The sequence below is a fragment of the Streptomyces sp. BYX5S genome (genome assembly GCF_054724165.1).
On sequence record NZ_CM138829.1, the window covers coordinates 859,433 to 881,412 of the forward strand.

The 21,980-nt window shown below is 71.1% G+C and carries 22 protein-coding genes; 14 read left to right on the forward strand and 8 right to left on the reverse strand.

The features are described 5' to 3' along the window. Positions 1 to 5: 5 nt before the first annotated feature. From ACYBSK_RS03825 to ACYBSK_RS03840, 4 genes are all read left to right on the forward strand, one after another. Positions 6 to 1,457: an MFS transporter gene (locus tag ACYBSK_RS03825; RefSeq protein ID WP_460245171.1), complete on the forward strand. Its 1,452-nt coding sequence runs from the start codon at positions 6 to 8 to the stop codon at positions 1,455 to 1,457. Positions 1,458 to 1,640: 183 nt separating this feature from the next. Next, on the forward strand, positions 1,641 to 3,434 hold the full coding sequence (locus tag ACYBSK_RS03830; RefSeq protein ID WP_457475396.1) for a DEAD/DEAH box helicase: 1,794 nt from the start codon (positions 1,641 to 1,643) through the stop codon (positions 3,432 to 3,434). Positions 3,435 to 3,716: 282 nt separating this feature from the next. Continuing rightward, the gene (locus ACYBSK_RS03835) at positions 3,717 to 4,358 is read left to right on the forward strand and encodes an IclR family transcriptional regulator (protein WP_460245172.1); all 642 of its coding nucleotides are present in this window, start codon (positions 3,717 to 3,719) and stop codon (positions 4,356 to 4,358) included. A gap of 101 nt (positions 4,359 to 4,459) precedes the next feature. After that, complete coding sequence (locus ACYBSK_RS03840; protein ID WP_460245173.1) at positions 4,460 to 5,251, forward strand: S16 family serine protease; 792 nt, start codon at positions 4,460 to 4,462, stop codon at positions 5,249 to 5,251. An 18-nt stretch (positions 5,252 to 5,269) separates the two neighbouring features. On the opposite strand, the gene ACYBSK_RS03845 is transcribed toward ACYBSK_RS03840, so the two are convergent. From ACYBSK_RS03845 to ACYBSK_RS03865, 5 genes are read right to left on the reverse strand one after another with little or no spacing between them, the layout of a single operon-like run. Beyond that, positions 5,270 to 6,259 carry a glycine betaine ABC transporter substrate-binding protein gene (locus ACYBSK_RS03845; RefSeq protein ID WP_457475399.1) on the reverse strand — a complete coding sequence of 330 codons (990 nt, stop codon included), beginning with the start codon at positions 6,257 to 6,259 and terminating at the stop codon, positions 5,270 to 5,272. After that, a complete protein-coding gene (locus tag ACYBSK_RS03850; protein WP_460245174.1) occupies positions 6,256 to 7,125 on the reverse strand; it encodes an ABC transporter permease in 870 nt (289 codons plus the stop codon). Before ACYBSK_RS03850 ends, ACYBSK_RS03845 begins: the two co-directional genes overlap by 4 nt. Continuing rightward, on the reverse strand, positions 7,122 to 8,387 hold the full coding sequence (locus ACYBSK_RS03855; protein WP_460245175.1) for a betaine/proline/choline family ABC transporter ATP-binding protein: 1,266 nt from the start codon (positions 8,385 to 8,387) through the stop codon (positions 7,122 to 7,124). Before ACYBSK_RS03855 ends, ACYBSK_RS03850 begins: the two co-directional genes overlap by 4 nt. Further along, on the reverse strand, positions 8,380 to 9,027 hold the full coding sequence (locus tag ACYBSK_RS03860; RefSeq protein ID WP_457475402.1) for an ABC transporter permease: 648 nt from the start codon (positions 9,025 to 9,027) through the stop codon (positions 8,380 to 8,382). The genes ACYBSK_RS03855 and ACYBSK_RS03860 overlap by 8 nt, the downstream gene beginning before the upstream one ends. A 34-nt stretch (positions 9,028 to 9,061) precedes the next feature. Further along, positions 9,062 to 9,532 (reverse strand): Lrp/AsnC family transcriptional regulator, encoded by a 471-nt coding sequence (locus tag ACYBSK_RS03865; RefSeq protein ID WP_457475403.1) that lies wholly within the window; start codon positions 9,530 to 9,532, stop codon positions 9,062 to 9,064. Positions 9,533 to 9,667: 135 nt separating this feature from the next. On the opposite strand from ACYBSK_RS03865, the gene hppD reads away from it, so the two are divergent. Genes hppD through nthA form a run of 4 tightly spaced genes read left to right on the forward strand, consistent with a single transcriptional unit; the run spans position 9,668 to position 11,992 of the window. Beyond that, entirely contained in the window at positions 9,668 to 10,813 is a 1,146-nt protein-coding gene (hppD, locus tag ACYBSK_RS03870; RefSeq protein WP_457475404.1) for a 4-hydroxyphenylpyruvate dioxygenase, read from the forward strand. Positions 10,814 to 10,835: 22 nt separating this feature from the next. Continuing rightward, entirely contained in the window at positions 10,836 to 11,120 is a 285-nt protein-coding gene (locus ACYBSK_RS03875; RefSeq protein WP_457475405.1) for a hypothetical protein, read from the forward strand. After that, positions 11,113 to 11,415, forward strand: coding sequence for an SH3-like domain-containing protein (locus ACYBSK_RS03880; RefSeq protein WP_460245176.1), 303 nt, complete (start codon positions 11,113 to 11,115; stop codon positions 11,413 to 11,415). The genes ACYBSK_RS03875 and ACYBSK_RS03880 overlap by 8 nt, the downstream gene beginning before the upstream one ends. Beyond that, a complete protein-coding gene (nthA, locus tag ACYBSK_RS03885; RefSeq protein ID WP_460245177.1) occupies positions 11,405 to 11,992 on the forward strand; it encodes a nitrile hydratase subunit alpha in 588 nt (195 codons plus the stop codon). The genes ACYBSK_RS03880 and nthA overlap by 11 nt, the downstream gene beginning before the upstream one ends. A gap of 67 nt (positions 11,993 to 12,059) precedes the next feature. Here the strand turns inward: nthA and ACYBSK_RS03890 are convergent, their stop codons facing one another. Continuing rightward, the gene (locus ACYBSK_RS03890; protein ID WP_460245178.1) at positions 12,060 to 13,478 is read right to left on the reverse strand and encodes a tetratricopeptide repeat protein; all 1,419 of its coding nucleotides are present in this window, start codon (positions 13,476 to 13,478) and stop codon (positions 12,060 to 12,062) included. Positions 13,479 to 13,587: 109 nt separating this feature from the next. On the opposite strand from ACYBSK_RS03890, the gene ACYBSK_RS03895 reads away from it, so the two are divergent. Continuing rightward, positions 13,588 to 14,982 carry an FAD-binding oxidoreductase gene (locus tag ACYBSK_RS03895; protein ID WP_457475409.1) on the forward strand — a complete coding sequence of 465 codons (1,395 nt, stop codon included), beginning with the start codon at positions 13,588 to 13,590 and terminating at the stop codon, positions 14,980 to 14,982. A 168-nt stretch (positions 14,983 to 15,150) separates the two neighbouring features. Then, positions 15,151 to 15,387, forward strand: a complete 237-nt coding sequence (locus ACYBSK_RS03900; protein WP_457475410.1) for a hypothetical protein — start codon at positions 15,151 to 15,153, stop codon at positions 15,385 to 15,387. Positions 15,388 to 15,409: 22 nt separating this feature from the next. Here ACYBSK_RS03900 and ACYBSK_RS03905 read toward each other — a convergent pair whose 3' ends face one another. After that, positions 15,410 to 15,889 carry an SsgA family sporulation/cell division regulator gene (locus ACYBSK_RS03905; RefSeq protein ID WP_457481644.1) on the reverse strand — a complete coding sequence of 160 codons (480 nt, stop codon included), beginning with the start codon at positions 15,887 to 15,889 and terminating at the stop codon, positions 15,410 to 15,412. A 248-nt stretch (positions 15,890 to 16,137) separates the two neighbouring features. On the opposite strand from ACYBSK_RS03905, the gene ACYBSK_RS03910 reads away from it, so the two are divergent. Together ACYBSK_RS03910 and ACYBSK_RS03915 are read left to right on the forward strand one after the other, a co-directional pair. Next, entirely contained in the window at positions 16,138 to 17,517 is a 1,380-nt protein-coding gene (locus ACYBSK_RS03910) for an RDD family protein (protein WP_460245179.1), read from the forward strand. A gap of 195 nt (positions 17,518 to 17,712) precedes the next feature. Further along, positions 17,713 to 18,351 carry an RDD family protein gene (locus ACYBSK_RS03915; protein WP_460245180.1) on the forward strand — a complete coding sequence of 213 codons (639 nt, stop codon included), beginning with the start codon at positions 17,713 to 17,715 and terminating at the stop codon, positions 18,349 to 18,351. Positions 18,352 to 18,387: 36 nt separating this feature from the next. Here ACYBSK_RS03915 and ACYBSK_RS03920 read toward each other — a convergent pair whose 3' ends face one another. Then, positions 18,388 to 18,705, reverse strand: a complete 318-nt coding sequence (locus ACYBSK_RS03920) for a hypothetical protein (RefSeq protein WP_460245181.1) — start codon at positions 18,703 to 18,705, stop codon at positions 18,388 to 18,390. 324 nt (positions 18,706 to 19,029) lie between these two features. Here ACYBSK_RS03920 and ACYBSK_RS03925 point away from each other — a divergent pair, with 324 nt between their 5' ends. Both ACYBSK_RS03925 and ACYBSK_RS03930 read left to right on the forward strand, forming a co-directional pair. Beyond that, a complete protein-coding gene (locus ACYBSK_RS03925; protein ID WP_460245182.1) occupies positions 19,030 to 21,438 on the forward strand; it encodes an immune inhibitor A domain-containing protein in 2,409 nt (802 codons plus the stop codon). Positions 21,439 to 21,559: 121 nt separating this feature from the next. Beyond that, a complete protein-coding gene (locus tag ACYBSK_RS03930; RefSeq protein ID WP_457475415.1) occupies positions 21,560 to 21,877 on the forward strand; it encodes a hypothetical protein in 318 nt (105 codons plus the stop codon). Positions 21,878 to 21,980: the final 103 nt, after the last annotated feature.

Genomic DNA, 21,980 nt, shown 5'->3' on the forward strand with positions numbered 1-21,980 from the left:
TCCGCATGGCCGCCCTCGAAGACGACACCGGCGTCGTCCCCACCCCGACAAATCCCGCACCCCTGCCCGTCACGTCGGAGACGGGCGGCATCCTCGGCCGCGGCCACCGCGCCCTCAGCATCGGCATCGTCACCGTCGTCCTCCTCATCGCCTTCGAGGCCACCGCCGTCGGCACCGCCATGCCCGTCGCCGCCCGCGAACTGGACGGCGTCCCGCTGTACGCGTTCGCGTTCTCCGGCTTCTTCACCACGAGCCTGTTCGGCATGGTGCTCGCCGGACAGTGGGCCGACCGGAGCGGGCCCCTCGGCCCCGTCACCGCCGGCATCGGCGCCTTCGCCGCGGGCCTGCTGCTCGCCGGGACCGCGGGCACCATGTGGCTGTTCATCGCGGGCCGCGCCGTGCAGGGCCTCGGCGGCGGACTGGTGATCGTCGGCCTGTACGTCGTCGTCAGCCGCGCCTACCCGGAGCGGCTGCGCCCCGCGATCATGGCCGCGTTCGCGGCGAGCTGGGTCGTGCCCTCGATCGTCGGCCCGCTGGCGTCCGGCGCGGTCACCGAGCACCTCGGCTGGCGGTGGGTCTTCCTCGGCATCCCCGCCCTGGTCGTGCTGCCGCTCGCCCTCGCCCTCCCGGAGGTCCGGCGCCGGGCCGGCGGCGCACCCGAGGGCGCCGCGCCCGCGCCCCTCGACCGGCGCCGCATCCGGCTCGCCCTCGGGATCTCGCTCGGCGCGGGCCTGCTCCAGTACGCCGCCCAGGACCTGCGCCCGCTGTCCCTGCTGCCCGCAGCCGCCGGCGCCGCCCTCCTCGTGCCGTCCGTGCTCGGCCTGCTGCCCCGCGGCACCTACCGGGCCGCGCGCGGCCTGCCGTCGGTGGTGCTGCTGCGCGGCATCGCGGCCGGGTCGTTCATCGCGGCCGAGTCGTTCGTACCGCTGATGCTGGTGACGCAGCGCGGGCTGAGCCCCACGCTCGCCGGGTTCTCGCTCGCCGCGGGCGGCGGCACCTGGGCGTTCGGCTCGTGGCTCCAGTCGCGGCCCCGCGTCGAGCCGTACCGGGAGCGGCTCGTCGCGGTGGGCATGGTGCTGGTGGCCGCGGCCATCGCCGCCGCGCCGAGCGTGCTGATCGAGGCCGTACCGGTGTGGACCGTGGCCGTCGCCTGGGCCTTCGGCTGCCTCGGGATGGGCCTGGTGATCTCCTCCACGTCCGTGCTGCTGCTCCAGCTGTCCGCGCCCGAGGAGGCCGGGGCGAACTCCGCCGCCCTCCAGATCTCCGACGGACTGTCCAACGCGCTGCTGCTCGCCGCCGGGGGCGCCGCCTTCGCCGCGCTCGGCGGGGGAGCGGTGGGCCACGGCGTCGCGCACGGCGCGGGCGGCTCGCACCCCGCCGCGTTCGCCGCCGTGTTCCTCCCGATGGCGGTCGTCGCGCTGGCCGGGGTGTGGGTGGCGGCGCGGCTGCGGAAGTAGGCGCGGCGGGCGGCCAGTTGATCTGTGACGCACGTCCCAACCTCCCCGCTCCCGGCCTCGCCCGGCACGCCCGTCAACCTCGGCACCGGTAGGGTGGCCCGGTTGTCATACGTAGCCGTGTTGTCGTCGTACGCGGCCCAGCGCCCGCGTCGACGTGCCGTCCAGCCTGAGTAATCGGAGACCGTGACTACTACAGCCGCCGCCTCGAACCACCACCTGTCCCCGGCCTTCCCGGGCCGTGCTCCCTGGGGCACCGCCAACAAGCTGCGCGCCTGGCAGCAGGGGGCGATGGACAAGTACATCCAGGAGCAGCCGCGCGACTTCCTCGCGGTCGCCACCCCGGGCGCCGGAAAGACCACCTTCGCGCTCACCCTCGCCTCCTGGCTGCTGCACCACCACGTCGTGCAGCAGGTGACCGTGGTCGCGCCCACCGAGCACCTGAAGAAGCAGTGGGCGGAGGCGGCGGCCCGCATAGGGATCAAGCTGGACCCGGAGTACAGCGCGGGCCCGCTCAGCAAGGAGTACCAGGGCATCGCCGTCACGTACGCGGGTGTGGGCGTGCGGCCGATGCTGCACCGCAACCGCAGCGAGCAGCGCAAGACGCTCGTGATCCTCGACGAGATCCACCACGCCGGTGACTCGAAGTCGTGGGGCGAGGCCTGCCTGGAGGCCTTCGAGCCGGCCACCCGCCGCCTCGCGCTGACCGGTACGCCGTTCCGCTCCGACACCAACCCGATCCCCTTCGTGCAGTACGCGGAGGGCAACGACGGCATCCGCCGCTCCGCCGCCGACTACACCTACGGCTACGGCAACGCCCTCGCCGACAACGTCGTGCGGCCGGTCATCTTCCTCTCGTACAGCGGCAACATGCGCTGGCGCACGAAGGCCGGCGACGAGATCGCGGCGCGGCTCGGCGAGCCCATGACCAAGGACGCCATCAGCCAGGCCTGGCGCACCGCCCTCGACCCGCGCGGCGAGTGGATGCCCAGCGTGCTGCGCGCCGCCGACGCCCGCCTCACCGAGGTCAGGAAGGGCATCCCGGACGCGGGCGGCCTCGTCATCGCCTCCGACCAGGACTCGGCGCGCGCCTACGCGAAGCTGATCCGCGAGATCACCGGCTCCAGGGCGACCGTCGTGCTCTCCGACGACACGGGCGCCTCGAAGCGGATCGACGACTACGCGGCGAGTGACGACCGGTGGATGGTCGCGGTCCGCATGGTGTCCGAGGGCGTCGACGTGCCGCGGCTCGCGGTCGGCGTCTACGCCACCACCATCTCCACCCCGCTCTTCTTCGCGCAGGCCGTGGGCCGTTTCGTGCGCTCCCGCAGGCGCGGCGAGACGGCCTCCGTCTTCCTGCCCACCGTCCCGGACCTGCTCGGCTTCGCCAACGAGATGGAGGTCGAGCGCGACCACGTCCTCGACAAGCCGAAGAAGGACGGCGAGGAGGACCCGTACGCCGAGTCCGAGAAGGAGATGGAGGAGGCGAACAAGGAGCAGGACGAGGACACCGGCGAGCAGGAGCAGTTCTCCTTCGAGGCCCTGGAGTCCGAGGCCACCTTCGACCGGGTCATGTACAACGGCGCCGAGTTCGGCATGCAGGCGCACCCCGGCAGCGAGGAGGAGCAGGACTACCTCGGCATCCCCGGCCTCCTCGAACCCGACCAGGTGCAGCTGCTCCTCCAGAAGCGCCAGGCCCGCCAGATCTCGCACAGCAAGAAGAAGCCCGACAGCGAGGCCGACCTCCTGGAGCTGCCCGCCGACCGCCGCCCCGTCGTCTCCCACAAGGAGCTGATGGAGCTGCGCAAGAAGCTCAACACCATCGTCGGCGCGTACGTGCACCAGAGCGGCAAGCCGCACGGTGTGATCCACACCGAGCTGCGCCGGGTCTGCGGCGGCCCGCCGAGCGCGGAGGCGACCGGCGGTCAGCTGCGCCAGCGCATCGCCAAGGTCCAGGAGTGGGCGACCCGCATGAAGTAAAGCGGGGGTCAAGTGAGGGCATTCAGGCACAAGTCAGGCCGTCGACTGACCGGATTCTGGACGGAGTCTTCCGCTCAGCGGGACGACCTCGCTACATTCCGGGCAACGCACACGCCCCGTGGCAGCGCCGCCGCGGAGCGCAGCCGGTGTGCACCAAGACAGCCGTAAGCAGCCCAGCGCCTGATCACCGACCGGCGGCCTCTCACGCGCGTCGCCCACGGGACAGGTGACGCGACCCTCGCGCAGGAGACCGCCGTCCCTCACCACTAAGGAGTGGGCGTCGTGACCGCGGAGACCTCCCAGACGCTCGACCGGGGACTGCGCGTCCTCAAACTGCTCGCCGACACCGACCACGGCCTGACCGTCACCGAGCTGTCCAACAAGCTCGGCGTCAACCGGACGGTCGTCTACCGCCTGCTCGCCACGCTGGAGCAGCACGCCCTCGTCCGCCGCGACCTGGGCGGCCGCGCCCGCGTCGGGCTCGGCGTGCTGCGGCTCGGCCGCCAGGTCCACCCGCTGGTGCGCGAGGCCGCACTGCCGGCGCTGCGCTCGCTCGCCGAGGACATCGGGGCGACCGCCCACCTCACGCTGGTGGACGGCACCGAGGCCCTGGCCGTGGCGGTCGTCGAACCGACCTGGACCGACTACCACGTCGCGTACCGCACGGGTTTCCGGCACCCCCTCGACCGGGGCGCCGCGGGCCGCGCCATCCTCGGTGCCCGCCAGGGCGTCCTGCCCGAGACCGGCTACACGCTCACCCACGGTGAGCTGGAAGCCGGGGCGAGCGGTGCGGCGGCTCCCCTCCTGGGCGTCACCGGTCTGGAGGGCAGCGTGGGCGTCGTCATGCTCTCGGACTCCGTCCCGGAGCGGGTGGGCCCCCGGGTCCTGGACGCGGCCCGAGAGGTCTCGGACGCGCTGCGGTGAGCTCCCCGGCGACGGTGTTGCGCTCGCGGGGCTCCGCCCCGGACCCCGCGCCTCAATCGCCGGCGGGGCTCTATGTTTCCCGACCACGTTAGAGTCACACCGTGCTCAATCGCCTCAGCCGCCCCGCCGCCCTGGCCGTCTGCGCCGCACCCGTGCTCGCCCTCCTGGCGGTCGCGGGCCTCGCCCCGCTGCCGTTCTCCGTGGCGCAGCCAGGCCCCACGACGAACGTCCTCGGGACGTCGGACGGCGAACCCGTCATCGACATCACCGGCGCGCCCACCCGGGACACCGAGGGCAAGCTCCGCGCGGTGACCATCGTGGCGACGGGCCCGGACACCTCCGTGCACCTCGGTGACGTCTTCGACGGCTGGTTCGCCGAGGACCGGGCGGTCATGCCGCGCGACGCGGTCTACCCCTCGGGCGGCACCACGAAGGAGATCGAGCAGCACAACAAGGAGGAGATGAAGGGCTCGCAGGACGCCGCCACCGAGGCCGCCCTGTCCTACCTCGGCAAGTCGTCGAAGGACATCGAGGTCGACCTCCAGCTCGGCGACGTCGGCGGCCCGAGCGCGGGCCTGCTCTTCTCCCTCGGCATCATCGACAAGCTGGACGGCGACGGCAGCGGCGGCGACCTCACGGGCGGGAAGTCCATCGCGGGCACCGGCACCATCGACGACGACGGCAAGGTCGGCCCGGTCGGCGGCGTCTCGCTGAAGGTGCAGGCCGCCGACCGCGACGGCGCCACCGTCTTCCTCGTACCGAAGGCGGAGTGCGCGGACGCGAAGGCCTCCGCGCCGGACTCGATGGAGCTGATCTCGGTGAGCACGCTCAAGGGCACGATGACCGCGCTGACGAACCTGGCGAAGGGCTCGGGCACGGTCCCGCGGTGCTGACGGCCGGGGCGGGGGCCGTCACTCCGTGACGAACCCCTCCTTCACCAGCCACTCCTTGGCCACGTCGTGCGGGTCCTGCCCGTCGACGTCCACCTTCGCGTTGAGGTCCTGGGCGACGGTGTTGTCGAGCTTCTTCGTGATCGGCTCCAGGATGTCCGCCATCTCCGGGTACTTCTTCAGCGCCTCGCTGTTGATCTCGGGCGCCGCGTTGTAGTTCGGGAAGAACTTCTTGTCGTCCTCCATGACGTTCAGGTTCATCGCCTTGATCCGGCCGTCGGTCGTGTAGACCTCGCCGAACGTGCAACTGCCCTTGGACGCCTGGGTGTAGATGATGCCGCTGTCCATCTGCGTGATGTTGCCGGTCGGCACCTTCATGCCGTACGCCTTCTGCATGCCGGGCAGCCCGTCGGCCCGGTTGGCGAACTCGCTCTCCACGCACAGCGTGACGGCCTTCGGGTCCTTCTTGGCGAGCGCGGCGACGTCGGAGAGCGTCTTGGTGCCGTACTTCTTGTAGTTGGCGTTGTTCATGGCGAGCGCGTAGGTGTTGTTGAGCTCGGCCTGCGGCAGCCACGTGATGCCGTTCTTCTTGTCGGCCTCGCGCACCGCCTCGAACTGCTTCTGCGGATCGGAGATCGGGTCCGAGTTGCCGAGGTACGTGATCCAGGCCGTGCCCGTGTACTCGTACATGGCGTCCGCGTCACCGGACTTGATGGCCTCGCGGGCGCCGATGGAGCCCTGGATGCCGGTCCGGTCGAGGACGTCGGCGCCGGCCGCCTTGAACGCGATGCCCATGATCGCGCCGAGCACCAGCTGCTCGGTGAACTCCTTGGACGTGACGGTGATGTCCGCGCCCTCCAGCGGCTTGTTCCTGCCGATGGAGCCGGGCTGCACGTCGTCGACGAGCGGGCTGCCGCTGGTCAGGCCGCAGCCGCTCGCGAGGAGCGCGATCCCGCAGCTCGCGGCGAGGGCCACCCGTACGCGGCGCCTGCGGCGCATGGGGTACTTCATGAGCGCACCTCCAACCCGCGCGGGCGCAGCAGGAGTTCGGCCAGCGAGGCCAGCCAGTCGACGAGCAGGGCGAGCGCGATGGTGAGGATCGAGCCGAGCATCAGCACCGGCATGCGCTGGTTGGTGATGCCGGTGGTGATGAGGACGCCGAGGCCGCCGCCACCGCCGAACGTGGCGAGCGTCGCCGTACCGACGTTGAGGACGAGCGCCGTGCGCACGCCCGCGAGGATCAGCGGGACGGCGAGGGGGAGTTCGACCTTGCGCAGCACTCCCATCGGTGACATCCCGATGCCCTTCGCGGCCTCCAGGAGCGTCGGGTCGTTGGCCTTCAGGCCCGCGATGGTGTTGGAGAGCACCGGCAGGATCGCGTAGATGATGATGCCGATCAGCGCCGACCTCTCGCCGATGCCCAGCCAGATGACCAGCAGGGCGAGCAGACCGATCGCGGGGGTGGCCTGCCCCATGTTGGCGATGGCCAGGGCGAACGGGGTCGCCTTGCGGAACATCCTGCGGGTCAGCACGATGCCCAGCGGGATCGCGATGATCAGCACGAAGAACGTCGAGATCACCGTCAGGCTGATGTGCTGGCGCAGCGCCTTGCCGACCGCGCCGCCCGAGATGGCGTTCTCGGAGATGGTGTCGAGGTCGGCGTTGCGGAACCACAGCCACGTGATCAGCAGCACCAGGACCAGGAACACCGGCAGGAACGTCAGCTTCTTCCAGGGGATCCGGGGCGGGTCCTTCTGGATGGGGGAGCGGGACTCCTGCTCGCCCTCGCCCTCGTCGCGGAACGCGAGGCCCTTGACCTCGTGCTCGCCCTCGGGACGCTCGCCCTTCACGGGTGATTTGCGGGACGGTGTGCTCACGCCTTCGCCTCCCCGTGAGGGGCCTGGGAGCCCTCCTGCTCCTGGTGCGTCTGCTCGGCGCGCTGCTCCTCCAGCTCGTGCTGGTGCTCGACCGCTTCGAGCCGGTCGGCCTCCAGGAGCTCGTGCACGGAGTTCATCAGCGTCTCCATGTCGACGACGCCCTCGTACGCGCCGCGCCGCCCGGTCACCGCGACCCGGCCCGCGTTGTCGGTGAGGACCGCCTCCAGGGCGTCGCGCAGGGTGGCGTCCCAGGTGACGGTGTCGTGGACGAGGGTGCCGGCGCGGGCGAGGGAGCCCTTGGCGCGCATCAGGTCGCCGCGGCGCAGCCACTTGTAGGGGCGGCCGCGCCGGTCGAGCAGCAGCAGCTCGTTGGTGCCGGACGCCCGCAGCTTGTCGAAGATGTCCTGGAGCGGGTCGTCGACGCCCACCGTCGGGTAGTCGGTGACCTCCACGTCGCGGACGCGGGTGAGGTTGAGGCGCTTGAGCGCGGCGCCGGCGCCGACGAACCCGGACACGAAGTCGTCCGCCGGGTTGGTGAGGATGGCCTCCGGGGTGTCGAACTGCGCGATGTGCGACTTCTCGCGGAGCACCGCGATGCGGTCGCCGAGCTTGATGGCCTCGTCGAAGTCGTGGGTGACGAAGACGATCGTCTTGTGCAGCTCGTGCTGGAGCCGGATCAGCTCGTCCTGGAGGTGGTCGCGGGTGATCGGGTCGACCGCGCCGAACGGCTCGTCCATCAGCAGCACGGGCGGGTCGGCCGCGAGCGCGCGGGCCACGCCGACGCGCTGCTGCTGGCCGCCGGAGAGCTGGCGCGGGTACCGGCCGTGGTACTCGCCGGGGTCGAGGCCGACCAGGTCGAGCATCTCCTCGACCCGCGACTTGATCCGCGACTTGGACCAGCCGATCATCTTCGGCACCAGCGCGATGTTCTGGGCGACCGTCATGTGCGGGAAGAGCCCGGAGGACTGGATCGCGTACCCGACCTTGCGGCGCAGCTTCACCGGGTCCATGTCGGTGACGTCCTCGCCGCCGATGCGGATGCGCCCGCCGGTCGGCTCGATCAGCCGGTTGATCATCTTCAGCGTCGTGGACTTCCCGCAGCCCGACGGGCCGACGAAGATGATCAGCTCGCCCGCCTTGATCTCCATGTTGACGCTGTCCACGGCGGGTTCGCTGGAGCCCGGGTAGCGCTTGGTGAGGTTCTCCAGCTCGATGCTGGCCCCGGACGCCTCGGGGGCGTCTGTCGTCGTGGTGTCAGGCACGGATCCCCCTCGGGATGGTCAGCCGTCCGATGAGGACGTACGCGGCGTCGAAGAGCAGGGCGAGGATGATGATGCCGAGCGTTCCGGCGAGCACCTGGTTGAGCGCGTTGGCGCTGCCCAGGGAGGCGATGCCGCGGAAGATCTCGTTGCCGAGGCCGGGCCCGGACGCGAACGCGGCGATGGCGGCGATGCCCATCAGCATCTGGGTGGAGACCCGGATCCCCGTGAGGATCGGCGGCCAGGCGAGCGGCAGCTCCACCTTGAACAGGCGGGCGGTCCGGGACATCCCGATGCCCTTCGCCGCGTCGATCAGCGCGGGGTCGACGCCGCGCAGGCCCACGATCGCGTTCCGCACGATCGGCAGCAGCCCGTACAGGGTCAGCGCGATGACGGTCGGCGCGACGCCGAGGCCCACGATCGGGATCAGCAGACCGATCATGGCGAGCGAGGGAATGGTGAGAATGGTCGAGGTGGCGGTCGTCGCCAGGTTCCCGGCCCAGTCACTGCGGTACGAGACGATGCCGATGACGATGCCGATCAAGGTCGCGAGGACCATGCACTGGAAGACGGCGCTCGCGTGCTGATAGGCGTCGGCGAGCAACTGCTGGTGCCGGGCGCCCAGGTAGTCCCAGAAGTTCATCGCACCTCACTCCCGGGCGGTGCTCGGATAGCCGTCAGGAATCTCCTGACGCCTGTTCCACCAGGGGGATGATGCGCAGCGGAACAGGATTTTCCATGACGATCGCCGTGGAAGCCCGGACGATGCCATCAAAACCGACAACCCGGTCGATCACACGTTGGAGATCCGCGTTCGAGCGGGCCACCAGGCGGCACAGCATGTCGCCGCTGCCGGTCGTCGTGTGCAGCTCCAGGACCTCCGGGACGGTCCCCAAGTGGGTCCTGACGTCGGCGCCTTGGCCCTGTCTGATCTGGAGGGTCGCGAACGCGGTGACGGGGTACCCGAGGGCCGCCGGGTCCACCTGCGGTCCGAAGCCGCGGATGACTCCGTTCGAGGTAAGCCGGTCGAGGCGGGCCTGTACGGTGCCGCGCGCGACGCCCAGCCTGCGCGACATCTCCAGCACCCCGATCCTCGGCTCGCGCGCCAGCAGCACGATGAGCCGCCCGTCCAGATCGTCGATCGCCATGGCCGCCGCCCTCTCCCGTCCCGCGAGTGGTCATCCTGTACAAGCCGCCCGCCGCAACCGAGCCGCCATTGGTCAGATTGCCCAGCGAAAACGCAAACTATTGCGCATCTTGCGGACCGGCGGGAGCCTCACCGTATGACGCAGACCACACACCACACCCCTGACACCGCCCGGCAGGCCGACCCCTTCCCGGTGAAGGGCATGGACGCGGTCGTCTTCGCCGTGGGCAACGCCAAGCAGGCCGCGCACTACTACTCCACGGCGTTCGGCATGAAGCTCGTCGCCTACTCCGGACCGGAGAACGGCAGCCGCGAGACGGCCTCCTACGTCCTCACCAACGGTTCGGCCCGCTTCGTCTTCACGTCCGTCATCAAGGCCACCACCGAGTGGGGCGCCTTCCTCCAGGACCACGTCGCGGCGCACGGCGACGGCGTCGTCGACCTCGCCATCGAGGTCCCGGACGCCCGCGCCGCCTACGCGTACGCCGTCGAGCACGGCGCCCGCGGCATCGACGAGCCGTACGAGACGAAGGACGAGCACGGCACCGTCGTGCGCGCCGCCATCGCCACGTACGGCAAGACCCGCCACACCCTCGTCGAGCGCTCCGGCTACACCGGCCCGTACCTGCCCGGCTTCGCCGCCGCCGACCCGATCGTCGAACCCCCGGCCAAGCGCACCTTCCAGGCCATCGACCACTGCGTCGGCAACGTCGAACTCGGCAAGATGAACGAGTGGGTCGGGTTCTACAACAAGGTCATGGGCTTCACGAACATGAAGGAGTTCGTGGGCGACGACATCGCGACCGAGTACAGCGCGCTGATGTCGAAGGTCGTCGCGGACGGCACCCTCAAGGTGAAGTTCCCGATCAACGAGCCCGCCATCGCCAAGAAGAAGTCGCAGATCGACGAGTACCTGGAGTTCTACGGCGGCGCCGGCGTCCAGCACATCGCGCTCGCCACGAACGACATCGTCGCCTCGGTGAAGGCCATGCGCGCCGCCGGGGTCCAGTTCCTCGACACCCCCGACTCGTACTACGACACCCTCGGCGAGTGGGCGGGCGAGACCCGCGTGCCCGTGGAGACGCTGCGCGAGCTGAAGATCCTCGTCGACCGCGACGAGGACGGCTACCTGCTCCAGATCTTCACCAAGCCGGTCCAGGACAAGCCGACCGTCTTCTTCGAGATGATCGAGCGGCACGGCTCCATGGGCTTCGGCAAGGGCAACTTCAAGGCCCTGTTCGAGGCGATCGAGCGGGAGCAGGAGAAGCGCGGAAATCTCTGACCAAGGCTTCTAGTCTGGCCGCATGGCCAGGATGAACGATGTAGGCGGAACCACGGGGTTCGGCGCCGTCGACACCACCGACGACGCCGAACCCTTCCACGCGGACTGGGAGGCGCGCGTCTTCGCGCTCCAGCGCGTGCTGCTCGTCCAGAAGGTCTTCAACCTCGACGAGTTCCGGGACGCGATCGAGACGATGCCGCCCCAGGAGTACCTGGCGGCCTCGTACTACGAGCGCTGGTTCCACGCGATCCGGGTGCTCCTGGAACGCAAGGGCGTCATCGCGGAAGGGGCGCTCGACCGTGCCTGAGCATCCCGCCTACGCGGCGGGCGACGTGGTCCGCACGTACCGCCACGACCCGCCGCACCACACCCGGCTGCCGCGCTACGCCCGCGGCAAGCGCGGCGTCGTCGTCGAGCCCGAGGGACGGGCGCCGCTCGCCGACGCGCGTGCCCAGGGACGGGACGACGCGCCCGTCGAGATGATCTACGCGGTGCGGTTCGCGGCGCGTGAGCTGTGGGGCGAGGGCGAGCACGACGTCGTCCTCGACCTGTCCGAGAGCTATCTGGAGCCCTGCGAGGAGGCCGACGGCGATGTCCGGTGACCACGACGACGCGACGATCTCCCGCCAGGTGAGACTGCTGGAGACCCTGCTGGAGGACCGGGGCATCGTCGGCGGCGAGACCGTCGACGAGGTCATCGACGGGTTCCTCTCCGGCGCCTCACCGGTCAACGGGGCGAAGGTGGTGGCCCGCGCGTGGACCGACCCGGCGTTCAAGGAGCGGCTGCTCGCGGACGGGTCGGCGGCAGTGGCCGAGCTCGGCTTCTCGGCGGGCGGGGTGCAGCCGCAGCGGTTGCGGGTCGCCGAGAACACGGGGAGCGTGCACAACGTCGTGGTGTGCACGCTCTGCTCCTGCTACCCGCTGCGGCTCCTCGGGCCCTCGCCCGGCTGGTACAAGAGCGAGGCGTACCGGTCGCGGGTGGTGCGGGAGCCGCGGGTGGTGCTGGGGGAGTTCGGGGTGACGCTCCCGGACGACGTCAAGGTCACCGTGTGGGACTCCAGTGCGGAGACGCGGTACATGGTGCTGCCGCGGAGGCCGGCCGGGACGGGTGGGCTGGGTGAGGGTGAGCTTGCGGCTCTGGTCACCCGTAACGGGCTCATTGGGACGGCTCTGGTGTGACCGGGGTGCCTTTGGCGGGCGGGGTGGGGTCGTCGGCGGGGCGCGCAGTTCCCCGCGCCCCGGCAGGCTAGAAGGTGTCCAGCCTCGTCAGTGCCTGTTGTGCCTCGGGGGCTGCGAGGGGGGAGAACGTCGGGTTGATGCGGAGGGACTCGTCGTAGTGGCGGCGGGCGGCGGCCGTGTCGCCCAACTCGGCCTCCACCGCGGCGCGGTGGAACATGTAGGACGCCTCGCGGACCGAGCCGGACTTCTGGCGGTCCGTGGAGCGCCGTACGTAGGGGAGGGCCTCGCGGGGGGAGCCGGCGCGGTGCAGGGCCCAGCCGAGGGCGTCCGCCGTCGCGGGGCTCGGGGCGCGGCGCCACTGCGCGCGCAGCCGCTCGACGGCCGCCGCCGGGTCCCCGTGGTCCGCCTCGAAGCGGCCGAGCACGAGCGCGTCGTCCACACCGTGCGCGTCCTGCGCGGCGACCCGCTCGCGCAGGACGTCGTACTGGGCGCGGGCCTCGTCGGGGCGGTCCAGCGATGCGTACAACTCGCCGAGTTCCAGGGCGTATTCGGGCGCCGGGCGCTTCGCCAGCGCGCTCCGGTACGCCCGGACCGCCTCGGTCGTCCGGCCCAGCGAGGCCAGCGCCCGGCCACGCCCCGCGAGCGCCGCGTGGCAGTGCGGGTCGGCGGCGAGCGCGGCGTCGAAGTGCCGCAGGGCGTCCGCCGCCTCGCCGCGCGCCCACGCCAACTCCCCGCCCCGGCGCAGCAGTTCCGCCCGCTCGGCCGGTGCCTCCGCCCGCGCCGCCGCGTCGGACAGCGTCGCCGCCGCGTCCTCCCGCCAGCCCCGGTCCCAGTACACGTCCGCCGTGCGCAGCGCCACCGCCGTACCGGAGGCGAGCCCGGACCGCCGGTCACCGGTGCCCCCGGCCGCCTTCCCCGTATCCGGCGCGAGCCCCGCGAGGCGGTCCAGGGCGCGGCCCGCCGACTTGTGGTCGCCGAGACCCTGGTAGGCGTCGACGAGGCGGGAGCGCGCGCCCCCGCTGTCCGGCGCGAGCCGCACCGCCGCCTCGCCCCACTTCCGCGCGGCGGGCCAGTCGCCGCGCGCGACGGCGAGCGCGGTGAGCCCGTCGAGGGCCGCCGCGTTCCTCTTCGGCCGCGCCTTCAGCGAACTGCCCAGCGCCCGTTCGGCCTTGACGTAGTACGCCGTGTCCGCGCTCCGCGCCCCGCGCTCCACGTAGGCGGCCCCGAGCGCCGCCCACGACCGGTCGTCGCGCGGATCGGCGCGCACCGCCGCCCTCCGCTCACGGATCAGCGCCGCCAGGTCCGGCAGCGCGGCCGGCGCCCCGGCCGCCGCCGCGAGTGCCGCCCGCCCGGCGGGGTCCGGCGCGGCCGCCCGCTCCTCCCCGGGCAGCAGGGCCCACACGCCTGTGGCCAGCGCACATCCGGCGAGGACCGCCACGAGGGAGGCTGCGAGGGGCCGACGCGCGGAGCGCTTCATGTTCTCCATGGCGCTCACTCTGCGTCAGTACGAAGAACACACATGCGCGCCATTCCGGCACGTGAACGAAGCCCGCAGACGGGTTCACACCGATGGCCCCGAGTGCGAGGCTGTGATCATGAGCCGCACCCTCATGGAACAGCGTCAGGAAGAGCTCCGGACGAAGCTCGCGGAGGTCCTGCCCGCCGAGGCGATCGTCGTCGACTCCGACATCACCGCCTCCTACGCCCACGACATGGCGAGCTTCTGCGACGCGGGCACCCCGGCCGTCGTCGTACTGCCGCGCACCGTCGAAGAGGTCCAGCACGTGATGCGCACGGCCACCGCGCTGCGCGTCCCCGTCGTCCCGCAGGGCGCCCGCACCGGCCTGTCCGGCGGTGCCAACGCGTCCGACGGCTGCGTCGTGCTCTCGCTCACCAAGATGGACCGCATCCTGGAGATCGACCCGGTCGAGCGGATCGCCGTCGTCGAACCGGGCGTCATCAACGCCACGCTCTCCCGCGCGGTCAACGAACACGGCCTCTCCTACCCGCCGGACCCCTCCAGCTGGGAGATGTGCACCATCGGCGGCAACATCGGCACGGCCTCCGGCGGCCTGTGCTGCGTGAAGTACGGAGTGACGGCGGAGTACGTGCTCGGGCTCGACGTCGTCCTCGCCGACGGCCGGCTGCTGCGCACGGGCAAGCGCACCGCGAAGGGCGTCGCGGGCTACGACCTCACGCGGCTCTTCGTCGGCTCCGAGGGCAGCCTCGGCGTCGTCGTACGGGCGACGCTGGCGCTCAAGCCGCAGCCGCCCCAACAGCTCGTCCTCGCCGCGGAGTTCGACTCCGCCGCCGCGGCCTGCGACGCGGTCTGCCGGATCATGGAGGGCGGGCACGTCCCGTCGCTGCTCGAACTCATGGACCGTACGACGGTGAAGGCCGTCAACGACATGGCCAACATGGGCCTGCCGGAGACCACGGAAGGGCTGCTGCTCGCCGCTTTCGACACCCACGACCCGGCGGCCGACCTCGCCGCCGTCGGCGCGCTCTGCGAGGCCGCGGGCGCCACCCAGGTCGTGCCCGCGGACGACTTCGCCGAGTCCGAACTGCTGCTCCAGGCGCGCCGGTTGTCGCTCACCGCGCTGGAGGCGGTCAAGGGCACCACGATGATCGACGACGTCTGCGTGCCGCGCTCCAAGCTCGGCGAACTCCTCGAAGGCGTCGAGCGGATCGCCGAGAAGTACGACCTCACCATCGGCGTGTGCGCGCACGCGGGCGACGGCAACACCCACCCCACCGTCTGCTTCGACGCGCAGGACGCCGACGAGGGGCGCCGCGCCCGCGAGTCCTTCGACGAGATCATGGCGCTCGGCCTCGAACTCGGCGGCACCATCACCGGCGAGCACGGCGTCGGCGTCCTCAAGAAGGAGTGGCTCGCCCGCGAACTCGGCCCGGTCGGCGTCGAGATGCAGCAGGCCGTCAAGGCGGCCTTCGACCCGCTGGGCCTGCTCAACCCGGGCAAGCTGTTCTGACCGCGGGAAGCCTTACGAGGAGCCTTGTGAGGAGCCCGGTCGCGTACGGCTCGCATAAAGGACGAAAGCCTCAAGCGGCGGGGTGCGGTCCGGCGGGACCCTGGAGGGGTCGCACGGCCGGCCGTCAGGGCGCCGGCCGGCACCCCGCAGCCCGATGAGGTCCCGCCGATGAGCCAGACGAGCCCCGTAAGCCCCAGCAGCCCGACGAGCGGCAGCCGCACCGGCGGTACGCGCACCGCGGGCAGGTCCGCGCGCCGCCGCAGGACGACCGCCGCCGTCCTGGTCGGCGCCCTCGCGCTCTCCTCCGTCGGCCTCGCCGTCGGCACCGCGGTCGCCCAGCCGGACCCGGCCCCCGCAGGCACCACGCTCACCGGCACGCTCGAACCGGGCGGCCCCGCCGCGTGACCCCACCCCCGTGGCAGGCCCCTCACAGCTCGTCGGAGGACGACTCGTCCCCCGGCCACGGGTCGCACAGGTACAGGTCGTCGCCGGTCGGCATCGGGGCGAGCAGCTCGGCCAGGGCGTCGTCGATGCCGAGCTGATCGGCCTCCGTGCCCGGGGCCACCACCCGCAGCGTCCGCTCCAGCCAGGCCGAGACCTGCGCCGCCGGCGCCTCCAGGAGCGCGTCGCCGTCCGGCGAACTCAGCGCCACCAGCACCACGCTGCGCCCGTCCACCTTCGTCGGCCACACCCGCACGTCCCCGTGCCCGCACGGCCGGAACACGCCCTCGACGAGCAGTTCACGGGCGAACGTCCAGTTCACCGGGTGGTTCGAGCCGATGTGGAACGCGATGTGCACGGCGTAGGGGTCGGCGGTCCGGTAGGTCAGGCGGGCCGGTACGGGGATGCTCCGCTCCGGGGACAGCACGAGCTTCAGCTCCAGCTCGCGCTCCACCACGGTGTGCATGTCGTGGGCGTTCATATCGGGCACTTCCTCTCCTTCGTACGGGTCCGGAGCGGGCCCGTTGGAAGGTGAGAGCTCGATCTGCCGGAAGCATTACGCGAGTTCGCCGAAGATATTTCTTCGTCTTCCGGCAACAGGTGTCACGTTCCCCGGAAAGTGGTCCGTAATGACGGAGCGGCGCGTGTGAGTGCTGGGGTCTGATAGATGTGGACCCCACAACAAGACCCCCGAGCAGATACGGGACGACGGACATGAGTGCCCCAACCCCGGCCCCTGGCGACGACAGGCCCCGCGAAGGCTACTACCCCGATCCGTCCATTCCCGGATATGTCCGGTACTGGAACGGGGCTGCGTGGGTCCCCGGCACCAGCCGCCCCGCCCCCTCCGACGGAGAGTCGCTGCCGACCCCGCCCGGAGCGGGCCCGGCCCCCGCCCCCGCCGCGACGCCCGAGCCCCCTCCCGCGGAGGAGACCGGCCCCGTCTTCCTCGACGAGGAACCCTCCGTGCGTACGGAGATGGGGGCGCCGGAGACCGGCGCCGCTCCCGTCGTCTCCGCCGCGCCGGAGCCCGCGTCCGCGTGGGGCGCCAATACGAACCGGCAGGCCGGGTTCGCCGGTGAGCAGAACCGGCGGGTGTCGTGGGGCGCGGAGGCGTCCGGGGGCGCCGAGCAGCCGGAGCCCGAGGCGGCGGCGCAGCCGGAGCGCACCGACGGCACGGTCAAGATCCGTGCGGCGCGGCCGGGCGGCGGGCAGCCGGAGAGGTCCGACGGCACGATGGCGTTCCGCGCGCTGCCGAAGCAGGAAGCGCCGCAGGCGCAGGCCCAGTCGCAGGCGGGCCTGAACCCGCAGCAGGCCCCGGCCCCGGCCCCTGCCCCCGCCCCGGCCCAGCCGAATGTCCCGCAACAGCAGCCGCAGCAGCCCCAGCCCCAGCAGGCACAGCAGCCGCAGCCACCGCAGGCCCACCTCCAGACGCCCATGACGCAGGGCCCGGGAGGCGGCAGCCCGTCGTGGGCGCAGCAGGTGCACCAACTGGCGGACCAGGGCCAGGCCGCCGCGCCCGCCGCGGCTCCCGGCAGCGGTCCCGGCCCGGTCACCCCGTTCAAGCCGGTGGCCAGCGACCCGTTCCTCGCCGCGGCGCAGGCCGCGGCGGCGGCGCGTCCCGCCGGTCTCGGCAAGCGGCTCGTGGCGCGGCTCATCGACTCGGTCGTCCTCGGCGCGGTCACCGCCGCCGTGGCGGTGCCGCTCGGCACAAAGGCCGTCGACCACGTCAACGGCAAGATCGACGCGGCGAAGGCGTCGGGGCGTGAGATGACGGTCTGGCTCCTCGACGGCACGACGGGGACGTACCTGGGGATCGTGCTCGCGGTGCTGCTGGTCTTCGGCACGCTGTACGAGGCGTTGCCGACGTCGAAGTGGGGCTGCACGCTCGGCAAGAAGCTGCTGGGGCTGAAGGTGCGGGACATCGAGGAGCACGAGGCGCCGTCGTTCGGGGCGGCGCTGCGGAGGTGGCTCGTCTACAGCGTGCCGGGGGTCCTGGTCATCGGTGTCCTCGGCGTCCTGTGGGGTGCGGTCGACCGCCCCTGGCGCCAGTGCCTCCACGACAAGGCCGCCAACACCTTCGTCGCGAACTGACCCACGGGGCTCGAATTGCGTGCCCCCACCGAAGCCGCTCAGCTACTTTCCAGCCCCTCCGGCGTTTGAGGAGCGGGGTCCGGGGCGGAGCCCCGTGGGTGGGCGCAGGCTGGCGGTGGCCGAATCGTGGGGTTCGGTCATCCGGACGGCCGTCCGCCACGTGCAACGGGACGCACGGTGCGGTCCACTCGGGCCATGAGCACCGAACCGCCGCCCTCCGGGTCCGGCCAACCGCCGGACGACGATCCGTTCCGCAAGCCGCCGCCACCCCCGAACCAGGCCGGCGGCTCCCCGTACGACTCACCCCAGAACCCCTACGGCTCGGCGCCACCCCCACCACCCCCGTACGGCGGAGGCCCCTACGGGGCCTCCGACCCGCTCGCCGGCATGCCTCCGCTCGCCGACAGCGGCAAACGCGTCCTCGCCCGGATCATCGACATCATCCTCGTCGTGATCGTCGTGGGCCTGCTCTCCTGGGCCTTCGGCCTGCTCCAGGTCGACGTGGACACCGACGACATGGACTACGGCGCGAGGTTCGGCCAGTCGCTCCTCGGCGCCGTCCTCTACGTCGGCTACGACACGATCATGACGGCGAAGACCGGACAGACCCTCGGCAAGAAGTGGATGAAGCTGCGCGTCGCCAACCTCAGCGACGGCGCGACGCCCAGCGTGCAGACCAGCCTGCTGCGCGCGATCGTCCTGTGGGTGCCCGCGGTCTTCTGCTGCGCCTGCATCTGGACGGCCATCAGCGGTGGCTGGAGCTTCTTCGACAAGCCCTACAAGCAGGGCCTGCACGACAAGGCGGTCAAGACCGTGGTGGTCAGCACCGCCTGACCGAACCCCACACCGAAGTACCGGCGGGTCCGTGCCTCACGGGCCCGCCGGTTCGCGTACGGCGTCCCGCGCGGCCTCGGACGCCGACGCGGACGAGCGGGCGCGCACCGTGGAGCTCAGGCGCTGCTCCGGCACCCGCTCCCCGGCACCGGAGGCGGCCTCCGCCGTGTCCTCGGGCTCCCGCTTGCGCGTCGGCACCGACATCGCCACGAAGAGACCCAGGATGAGCGCGGAGACGGCGATCACCGGGATGCCTGGGCCCGAACTCGTCTGGGACAGCAGAACCATGGCGATCGTGGAGCAGACAACGGTGGCCGAACCGTAGGCGAGCTGTGCGACAGTCGGGCGAGGCATGGTGAATTCCGTCCTCGTGACATCGGGGGACTATTCGGACCTGTGCCCGAGCGGAGCGCTCGGTAAGCATTCCCTCACTGCTGCTGCCGGAGCATGGGGGGCGCACGGAGTCACCGGGTCCATCAAGTGGACGTTGTGGCGCGCCCGTTGAACAGTACCGGGGCGAGATCCGGACAAGCTGGACCGTCCGCATTCCGAACCGGTCGCTCTGCATAATGCACAGCGAAGGTCACAGTCAAGGTCTGTTATTTCTCCTCTACCTCCGGTCAAATGACGTCACTTGTGACGCGTGGTGTTCATGCCACGGAGGAGGGGATCACTCAAGTGTCCACCAAGAGACGGGCGTTGAGATCGGTAGCCGTGCTCGCTACCCTCGCCGCCACCGCGGCCACGGGCGCGCTCACCGCGACGACCGCCCAGGCCGACACCCCGGCCACGACGAGCGCGACGTCCGGAAAGACGTACGGGGGCAAGGGCCACGTCTTCGACGGCCCGTACAGCAAGCAGCAGGAGAAGCAGCGGCAGGCCGCGCTTCAGCAGGTCCTCCAGGGCACCTCGAAGGTCCAGGAGAAGAACGGCTCAAAGGTGGTGGAGCTGTCGAAGGGCAAGTACGTCGAGCTGGGCCGTGAGCGCACGGACAAGATCTTCACGATCCTGACCGAGTTCGGCGACAAGGTCGACAACACCACCCTGGTGGACCGCGCGGACGACGACACCGACGAGCTGAAGCCCAAGTACGGCGGCACGCCCGGCCCGCTGCACAACCAGATAGCCGAGCCGGACCGTGCCAAGGACAACAGCACGGCCTGGCAGAAGGACTACGACTCCCAGCACTTCAAGGACCTCTACTTCGGCGAGGGCAAGGACTCCTCCGGCAAGGAGATCCACTCCCTGAAGACCTACTACGAGAAGACCTCCTCGGGCCGCTACTCGGTCGAGGGCGAGGTCTCCGACTGGGTCAAGGTCGAGTACAACGAGGCCCGTTACGGCTCCAACTACTGCGGCGCCGACAACTGCCCCAACGTCGAGGACCTGGTCCGTGACGGCGTCAACGCCTGGGTCGCGCAGCAGAAGGCCGCCGGCAAGTCGGACGCCGACATCAAGGCCGACATGGCCCAGTACGACCAGTGGGACCGCACGGACCACGACAACGACGGAAACTTCAACGAGCCCGACGGCTACATCGACCACTTCCAGATCGTGCACGCGGGCGAGGACGGCTCGGCCGGCGGCGGCGCGCAGGGCGGCGACTCCCTCTGGGCGCACCGCGGTTACGCCTTCTCCCGCGACGACGGCGACACCGGACCGTCCGGCTTCAAGGCGGGCGGCACCCCGATCGGCGACACCGGCATCTGGGTCGGCGACTACACGATGCAGCCGGAGAACGGCGGCCTCGGCGTCTTCGCCCACGAGTACGGCCACGACCTGGGCCTGCCGGACCTGTACGACACGACGTACACCGGTGAGAACTCGGTCGGTTTCTGGTCGCTGATGTCGGCGGGCTCCTGGCTCGGCACCGGCAAGGAGTCCATCGGCGACATGCCGGGCGACATGACCGCGTGGGACAAGCTCCAGCTCGGCTGGCTGAACTACGACACGGCGAAGGCCGCCACGCACTCCACGCACAAGCTGGGCGTCTCGGAGTACAACACCAAGCTGAAGCAGGCGCTCGTCGTCGAGCTGCCGAAGAAGACCGTGACGACGGACATCGTCAAGCCCGCCGAGGGCTCGCGGCAGTGGTGGTCGGACTACGGCGACGACCTGGACAACACCCTCTCGCGCACGGTCGACCTGACCGGCAAGGCGTCGGCGTCCCTCGAACTCGACGGCTGGTACGACATCGAGAAGGACTACGACTACCTGTACACGCAGGTGTCCACCGACGGCGGCGCGAGCTGGAAGACCATCGACGGCACCGCCGACGGCTCGCCGATCCCGCGCGACGGCGGCGACAAGCCGGCCCTCACGGGCACCAACGGCAAATTCCAGCACCTGAGTTACCCGCTGAACGACTACGCCGGACAGAAGATCGACGTCCGCTTCCGCTACAAGACCGACGGCGGCGTGGCCCAAATGGGCTTCGCGTTCGACAACTTCACGGTCAAGGCGGACGGTGCGACGCTGTTCTCCGACAACGCCGAGACGGAGCAGGCCGGTTGGACCACGCGCGGCTTCTCGCGCATCGGCGCCTCGATCACCGGTGACTTCCCGCAGTTCTACATCGCCGAGAACCGCCAGTACGTCAGCTACGACAAGACCCTCAAGGTCGGCCCGTACAACTTCGGCTGGCGCGACGGCGGTTCGAAGCAGAACTGGGTCGAGCACTACTCCTACCGCCCCGGCCTCATGGTCTGGCAGTGGGACACCTCGCAGCGCAACAACAACGTCGGCCAGCACCCCGGCAAGGGTCTGATCCTCCCGGTCGACGCGCACGCGAAGCCGCTGAAGTGGGCCGACGGCAAGCTGATCACCAACAAGATCACGCCGTACGACGCCGCCTTCGGCCACTACCCGGTCCCCGGCATGACGCTGCACAAGCTGGGCGTCGAAACGAAGATCCCGGCGCAGGCCGGTGTCCCCGTCTTCGACGATCACAAGGGCACGTACTGGTACGCGGAGAACCCCACGGGCAGCGTGCGCACAACTGACACCAACACCAAGATCAGCATCGTGAAGCAGCCGCTCGACGGCTCCTCGATGACGATCAAGGTCGGCCCCTCGGCCAAGAAGTAAGGCAAAACAGCAGGTCAGAAACGTACCGGCCGCGACCCTCTAGCGGGGTCGCGGCCGGTCGTGCTTAGGTGCGTCCTGTGAGTTCCTTATTGACACTACGTCTCACGGGGGTGTGACAGTCATGTCCGCAGGAGGGTTCTGCAAGCTGCCGGGCGGCACCGTCGTCGTCGCCCTCACCCTGCCCGCGCCCGGCTCCGCCGACGGCGCCGTACGGGTCCTGGTGCACGCCGCGAACCGCCCCCGAGCCCTGACCCGCCTGCGCAATCTGGGCCTGCGCGCGGTCTACCTCCGAGGCAACACCCAGCCCCCCACCCCGGACGAGATAACCGCCGTCCTCCACCACCCCGACGGCCTCGTCTGGCGCACGGCCCCCGACACAAGATCCGGCGAACTCTGGCACCCGATACGCGCGCTCCTGCGCAACGCCACGGTGGCGTAACTCCAGCCCCGCCGGCGTTTGAGGCGCGGGGTCCGGGGCGGAGCCCCGATCTTTCCAGCCCCGCCGGCGTTTGAGGCGCGGGGTCCGGGGCGGAGCCCCGCGA